The following is a 2,236-nucleotide window of genomic DNA, read 5'->3' as shown; positions in this document are numbered from 1 at the left end:
TACCAATGCAGCGGATGGCAGCGTGGTGACCCCGGCGCCGACCGTGACGGTCGACCTGGCACGGCGTCAATTCGAAGTGCGGGTGCCCACCGCGGCCTGGAATCCGGGACGCAACGTGGTTCGCGTCGCCGCCGGTGCCGGCCTGTGGGATACCGCCAACAACCGCTACCTGCTGCCGAGCCTGAGCGCGTCGGTCACCACGCCCGGCGGCTCAGGCACGCTGACCGCGCCGCCCGCATTCTTCAACGTCGCCTTCCGTTTCAATGAGCCGATGCTCGGACCCGGCCAGACCTTGTCCGGTACATCCTACTGGCGCGAAAACGCCCAATCGAAAGCACTGGCGGCGGGCGACATCAGCAGCTTCTTCGCACGGGTGGATTTCGCCAGGCTGGCGAGCAATGTCAATGACGACATGCCGGGGCAGCCGCAGGGCGTGCCGCAAACCGGTCCGATCAACCGCATCTTCGCGAGCGCGGTGGAAACGAAGCAGGGCGTCGATTTCTCGGTGCGCTGCGGCAGCGCCCCCACCTGCAAGGGCGAATACCGCGGCCAACTGCAGCCCTACACCGTCTATGTCCCGGTCAAGCCGGTGCCTGCAGATGGCTATGGCCTGACATTGCTGCTGCATTCGCTCGGCGGCAATCACAACCAGTACACCGCGTCGCGCAATCAGTCGCAGCTCGGCGAGCGTGGCCGCGGCCATATCATCGCCACCGCCCTCGGGCGCGGACCGGACGGCTGGTATGTGGATGATGCGGCGGCTGACACGTTCGAAATGTGGGCGGACATCGCGCGCCACTATCCGCTCAATCCGGCGATGACATCGATCAGCGGTTATTCCATGGGCGGCCATGCCACCTACAAGTTCGGCACCCGATATCCGGACCTGTTCGCCAGGGCGCACGCCGTGGTCGGTCCGCCGGCGCTCGGCATCTGGGCGCCGCCGCTGGAGCCGACCGGCGGTGATGCGACCAACACCTACCACCTGCTGCCCGGGCTGCGCAACATCCCGATCATGATGTGGGTGCAGGCCGCCGACGAACTGGTGCCCTACACCGGCACCCGCACGCAGGCGCAACGGCTCGATGACCTCGGCTACCGCTACCGTTTCGACACCTTCACCACCGGCGAACACCTGACGCTGGCGCTGCACGACCAGTACCAGGACAGCGCCGACTTCCTCGGCGATGCGCTGGTCGACCGCAATCCGGCGCGGGTGACGTATGTCGCCAATCCGGCGATGGACGTGCCGGCGCGGGGACTGGTGGGCAACCATGCGTACTGGCTGTCCGGCATCGCCGTGCGCGATGCGAACGCATCGGCGCGTGGCAGCATCGATGCGAAATCCCATGCGTTCGGCCAGGGCGACGCGCCGGTGTCCGCTACCCAGACCGGCGCGGGCGTCATCACCGGCAACCTGGGCGTACAGGCTTATGTCAGCCAGTTCCGCACATGGGGACTGCCGTCAGCGGCGCCGAGAGCAAACCGGCTGGACATCGTCGCGCGCAATGTCGGCACGGTGAATGTCAATGTGCAACGGGCCAGGCTCGGGTGCGATGCGGAACTGGTGGTCGATACCGACGGCCCGCTGGCGGTGACGCTGGAAGGGTGCAGCCGGACGATACGGTATCCGTAAGGCGACACCGGCAGGGAGTTGCGCACAGGCATCGGCAGGGCATGACGCCGATTGCATGATGTTCATAAACCGCGAACTTTCGTGTCATTCGGCTATCGCATTACAGAGGGCGGCGGAAACGCCGTTCCCCCGGCTTATTTGAAATGGAGAAATGGTATGTCCAATCTGAAGAAAAGTTCTAACGAGGATGAAAAGAAAGAACCGAAAGAACGGTCGTCGCATGGCGAGAATTCCGCTTCGGTGACGCCCAAGGATGTGGCGCCCCAGGACGCGGCATCGCGCGATGTCGTCAAGCGCAAGGTCGATTCATCCGACCCGGAGGAAAAGGAACAGGAGCAGCTGGACGATGCCGTCGAACTGACCTTTCCGGCCAGCGATCCGCTCTCGGTGACCGGCGGAACGACGAGGATCGACGTGCCGAAGGAGCGCTGAGGTTCCTGTTTCCGGGATGTTTGGATTTCGACTCAAATGCAATTGAACATCATGGCGATACGGGAAGGCCCGCGGCAAATTTTTGCCCGATGGTTGCCATCGATTGAATTGCCTGCACTGCCTCTGTAAGGTTCCCTCCCTCTGCAAGGGGGAGGGTTAGGGTGGGGG

At 64.1% G+C, this 2,236-nt stretch carries 2 protein-coding genes; both read left to right on the top strand.

Annotation, left to right across the window (positions count from 1 at the left end):
- Window positions 1–1,636: alpha/beta hydrolase-fold protein (locus tag V7080_RS25230; RefSeq protein ID WP_334191126.1), on the top strand; the 1,636-nt coding region annotated here is incomplete at its 5' end.
- Window positions 1,637–1,792: 156 nt separating this feature from the next.
- Window positions 1,793–2,068, top strand: coding sequence for a hypothetical protein (locus V7080_RS25225; protein ID WP_334191125.1), 276 nt, complete (start codon window positions 1,793–1,795; stop codon window positions 2,066–2,068).
- Window positions 2,069–2,236: the final 168 nt, after the last annotated feature.

Origin of the sequence: Noviherbaspirillum sp. (assembly GCF_036846085.1) — a bacterium.
Taxonomy (GTDB): Bacteria; Pseudomonadota; Gammaproteobacteria; order Burkholderiales; family Burkholderiaceae_D; genus Noviherbaspirillum.
This window is presented reverse-complemented; position numbering and strand designations above follow the sequence as displayed.

Bases quoted from the DNA above. Each gene is read 5' to 3' on its own strand.
- V7080_RS25225 (WP_334191125.1), top strand. From the start codon at position 1,793: ATGTCCAATCTGAAGAAAAGTTCTAACGAGGATGAAAAGAAAGAACCG.